At 31.2% G+C, this 4864-nt stretch carries 6 protein-coding genes; 5 read left to right on the forward strand and 1 reads right to left on the reverse strand.

Annotated elements, in window-relative coordinates; translation table 11 throughout:
- The first annotated feature begins 255 nt into the window (after positions 1–255).
- Genes HY951_10470 through HY951_10490 form a run of 5 tightly spaced genes read left to right on the forward strand, consistent with a single transcriptional unit; the run spans position 256 to position 3362 of the window.
- Positions 256–1524, forward strand: a complete 1269-nt coding sequence (locus HY951_10470; GenBank protein ID MBI5540471.1) for a site-specific integrase — start codon at positions 256–258, stop codon at positions 1522–1524.
- Between the two features lie 41 nt (positions 1525–1565).
- On the forward strand, positions 1566–1703 hold the full coding sequence (locus tag HY951_10475; protein ID MBI5540472.1) for a hypothetical protein: 138 nt from the start codon (positions 1566–1568) through the stop codon (positions 1701–1703).
- Between the two features lie 20 nt (positions 1704–1723).
- Positions 1724–2155 carry a DsrE family protein gene (locus tag HY951_10480; GenBank protein ID MBI5540473.1) on the forward strand — a complete coding sequence of 144 codons (432 nt, stop codon included), beginning with the start codon at positions 1724–1726 and terminating at the stop codon, positions 2153–2155.
- Positions 2156–2163: 8 nt separating this feature from the next.
- Positions 2164–2796 carry a methyltransferase domain-containing protein gene (locus tag HY951_10485; protein MBI5540474.1) on the forward strand — a complete coding sequence of 211 codons (633 nt, stop codon included), beginning with the start codon at positions 2164–2166 and terminating at the stop codon, positions 2794–2796.
- Entirely contained in the window at positions 2793–3362 is a 570-nt protein-coding gene (locus tag HY951_10490; protein MBI5540475.1) for a class I SAM-dependent methyltransferase, read from the forward strand. The genes HY951_10485 and HY951_10490 overlap by 4 nt, the downstream gene beginning before the upstream one ends.
- A gap of 100 nt (positions 3363–3462) precedes the next feature.
- Here the strand turns inward: HY951_10490 and HY951_10495 are convergent.
- The coding region (locus tag HY951_10495; GenBank protein ID MBI5540476.1) for a cbb3-type cytochrome c oxidase subunit I at positions 3463–4864 on the reverse strand (1402 nt) is incomplete at its 5' end.

Genomic DNA, 4864 nt, shown 5'->3' on the forward strand with positions numbered 1-4864 from the left:
AACCTTAAACCATTAATCAAATTTGCTCAACGTTGCTCAAATCAACTTTACAAATATACGTAAATATTTATAATATCAACTAATTACAAACATTTTGTAGCGAGAGACGGGCTTGAACCGTCGACCTCATGATTATGAATCGTTATTTTTTACTTTGTGATATTTATCAAAACTTTGTAATAGTATATAAAATCAATTAATTATAAAAATATTGTTTTTTTTGATTTGCAAAAATAAGTTAATATAACTACCTTTATGGTGCAAATTTTGGTGCAAATTTTACATAATGTTATTATGAACACAGCAACAGCTAATTTATTGTTTGACAAAAGAGTTACAAAAAAGAACGGTAAATGCCCAGTAAAACTTACGGTTTACTATTTGGTGCAAAAACGAAGGTATGATATAAATTTTGAATATACAAAAGAGGAATGGGAAAAAATAAAACAACCCAAACTGCGTGATGATCAGCTAAAACAGTCTAAAGGGTTGCTCTTTAGTGTTCTTGAAAGAGCAAATAAAACAATCGAATCAATGGAAGAATTTTCTTTTACTGAATTCGAAGAATTATTTTTCTCAAAGAAAAATGATGTAAAAGATATTTTTTCAATGTTGCAGCAATATATCGATTCTTTAAATTTAGAAGGAAGGATTAATACTGCCATGACTTATAGAAGCACTAAAGTTGCTTTTGAAGAATTTACCGGCAAAAAACGATTACTTTTTTCAGAAGTTACTCCTAATTTGCTTAAGAGTTTTGAAAAGAAATGGCTGTCAGATAATAAATCAATTACTACAGTAGGTATTTATATGAGGTCACTTCGAACTATATTTAATATTGCAAAAAGTCGTAATGTGATTACTGAAAAGCATTATCCATTTAGCAAGCATAAATATCAAATTCCAGCGAGTGTCAACGTGAAAAAAGCAATTTCAAAAGAGGATATTAAAAAAATATATCAGTATAAAGCTCAACGATTATCAGCTGAGCATTTTGCTAAAGATATTTGGGTGTTTAGTTATTTATGTAATGGAATTAATCTTCGTGATATTGCCAGACTTAAGTATGAAGATGTTAAAGGTGATTCAATATTTTTCTTACGGCAAAAAACTATTCAAACATCTAGAGCTAATCAAAAGCAAATTTCGGCAGTTATAATTCCAGAAATAAAGAAGATTATTAAAACATGGGGAAATAAACCTGAACAACCAGATCAGTATATCTTTCCTATTTTAAAACCCGGAATGTCGATAATACAAGAAGTCGAGAGAGTTCGGCAAACTATAAAAACAACTAATAAATACCTTAGAAGAATTGCAGAAACTCTCAAATTAGAAATAGATATTACAACATATTCGGCTCGTCATAGTTTTGCTACTCAATTAAAATCTTCAGGTGCATCAACTGAGTTTATTTCTGAGAGTTTAGGGCATAGTAGTCTAGCAGTTACTGAAAATTATCTTGCAAGTTTTCCGCAAGATGAAAAGAAAAAATGGGCATCTAAATTGGCTGATTTTAATTAGAAAAATTTAAATATTGTAAAACAAAATAGCATCTTTCCGTAATGGTTACAAATGGAATTCTTATTCAGCGAAAAGCAGGGTTAATCGCTTTATATAAATTATCTACTCCTAAAGTAGCAAAGGCTTGTCAGATTATGAGGGAGGTGTTAATAGAAAATTTGAAAGAAATCAGAAAATAATAAATCTAAAATAAGTAGCTATGAAAAAGGTAATTTTTTTCTTCCTGTTTTTCGGATTAGCAATAAGTCAAATTATTGCCCAGAGTACCGTAGGTTGTGGTGGGAACATCCAAACCAGTTCATATAAGCCCGAAAAAATAGGACTTGTAATTTCTTCAAATGATCCTGAAACAGTATGGAATGCATTACGTCTGGCTAATTACTCTTTAGGAGAAAAGGATACTGTTTCAATTTTTCTTTTGGGTAAAGGTGTTGAAATTACTACGATGGCAAGTAAAGAATTTGATGTTTTAATTCAGTTAAATGATTTTATCAATAATGGAGGAAAAATATTGGCTTGTGGAACTTGCATGAGAAGTCGAAATCTAGAGGGAAGTAAAACCTGCCCGATTTCATCGTTAAGTGATTTGTACGACATGGTTAAAAAATGTGATAAAACGTTAACATTCTAAACATTATTATGATTCAAGAAAATGTTTTTGACCTTTTTTCTAAGGAATATGATAATTGGTTTGATACCAACCATGTGATATTTGAAACAGAATTTAATGTTTTAAAGGCTTCTATTGGAACCTTCAGCAATGCTTGTGAAGTAGGAGTTGGTTCAGGTCGTTTTGCACAGAAATTGGGAATAGAGACAGGGATTGAGCCATCAAAAAAAATGTCCAAAATAGCCGAATCTAGAGGGATAACTGTTTATAATGGTTATGGTGAATCAATTCCTTTGCTGGATAGTAGTTTTGATCTAGTATTGATGAATACAGTTATTTGTTTTCTATCTGATATTCCAAAAACTTTAAAAGAAGTTTGGAGAATTCTTAGTCCAAAAGGAAGAATTGTTGTAGGAATGATAGTCAAGAATTCACCATTAGGAGTAGAAATTGAAAAGAACAAAGCCAACGATAAGTTTTTTAAAAATGCAAACCTTAGAACTGTTGAAGAAATTATTATTTTGATAAAGGAGAATGGATTCGATCATCTTTCAATCAAACAAACCCTTACCAATATTGCTCCACAAAAGGCAGAAGAATTTTCAGAAGGATATGGAACAGGAAATTTCATAGTAATTACAGCTATTAAAAAAATGTCATGAGAATCAGGGAAAGCGGAATGCCTGTTGAAGAAATGTGGTCAACCTTTTTTAACGTTCAACATATTTTAGATGAGCTGCAAATAAATAACACATTACACAATGTTTTGGAGATTGGTTCAGGCTATGGAACATTCTCAATATCCGCTTCAAAAAGAATTGTTGGAACTTTTTTTGCATTGGATATTGACAAAAAAATGATTGATATTGTCAAAACAAAAGCTATTTTAAATTTGGCTCCAAATATGGAGTTTCTTGAAAAGGATATATTAAAAGAAAACACTGGTATATCAAAGGGAACAATAGATTACATAATGATGTTTAATATTCTGCATCATAACAGACCTGAAGAGTTATTTGCAAAATCTATGGAGCTATTATCTCATGGTGGTCGAATAGGAATAATACATTGGCGAAGTGATATAGAAACTCCAAGAGGACCTGATTTATCAATCAGACCAAAACCAGAACAATGTCTTGAATGGGCAATTCAGCATGGATTCAGAATAACAAAGTCACCATTTATCCTAGAACCTTATCATTATGGATTAATTATTGAAAAACCTTAAAACAAAGTATTATGAATAAAGCTCTAATTATTATTAACGATGCTCCTTATGGCACAGAATTAAATTAAAAAGGGAAGAATTACTCTTCCCTTTTTAAGAATTATTTAATTTCTTCTGAAATCAAGTCTTTTGTCTTTATTTTGGAAGGTGAAAATATTCCTAATACTCCTTTTACACCAACACTCATTAATATATTATAAAAGAATATGATGAATGCAATAAGAAGCATTGAGCCACAAATTGCAGCTAAAACCATATATGTATTAAACTCTCCATTTGAATATACAGATCTACGCAACATTCCATGCATTCCAGCCATACCCATAAATGCTCCCATTCCTATTCCACCTAATATATGTAACCAAAAGTGAGCATTAGCAAGTTTTTGACTATATAGTTTTGCTCCATTTGTTAAAATTGGGAACAAAAAATAAATTGCAGAATACAAAGTCATGGTTAAGCCAACTAAAATTGCAACGTGTACATGTGGTCCAATTATCCATTGTGTGTTATGAAGTATTCTATTTAAACCTAAATCAGCTTGTAAAATACCAGCAGGAACTGCAAGTGCAAAACCTAGTAATCCACCGATTAAGAATTTAAGTGGATTAGTCATTTTTAATGGACGTGCACTCCACAATGTAACTAATGTTATAAAGAATGCTAAACCTTGAGTAATAAGTTCAAATGCAGTAACCATCTCGCCTGACACTACTTTTAAAACTCCTGGCTGAGCCTGGTCTGACATTAAATGATGCGACCAAACTGTCCATGAAACTACCAATTCTAAAAGGAGAGCAGCTCTTGCCCAGTTTTCCATAAATAATTTTTTACCAGTGATTAATGTTGCTAATAAATACCATGTGCCTGCAACAAATATCAATACCATTCCATCTGCAATTAAATCTAAACCCCACCAGAATGTGTTTTTGTATAAAAGTGAATCAATTACAGTAGTTTTTAAATCATTTCCGCTAATTGCTCCAATCATATAAATAAGAATAAGAACACCAGTGGCTGTAATTATTACTGCATTTAATAAAGTATCAACAGATCCACGTGCAATTGCTGCTACAGGTAACGAAACTAAATGCTCTTTTTTCTTTTTTGAAAACAAATTCGTGAGTCCGCTTAATCCTAATGATGAAGCTAGTAATTTACCTGAAGGTTGTTTTTCCCAACCATCGGGAGTGTACATAATAGTTTTAAATATATTTACAACATAAGCGATTGTACCAATCATTATTAATGCAATACCAAATATAAATATAGCTCCGCCAATAGCACTAAATTGTGTGAAATCGGCAGGTAAAGGCCAGTACAATGTATATAATGGTGCATAATGTGAAATAAAACCAGCCGACCACATTATAAAAGTTCCAATTGCGATTAAGAAAAAAGTCCAGTTTGCAAGCTTAATGCTCCATAAAGGTTTTTTCATTAAGAAGGGAACTAAAAATAAAAAGGCTCCAAAAACAATCATATATGTTGAACCAAAAATA

The organism is Bacteroidia bacterium (assembly GCA_016218155.1).
Lineage (GTDB): Bacteria > Bacteroidota > Bacteroidia > Bacteroidales > GWA2-32-17 > GWA2-32-17.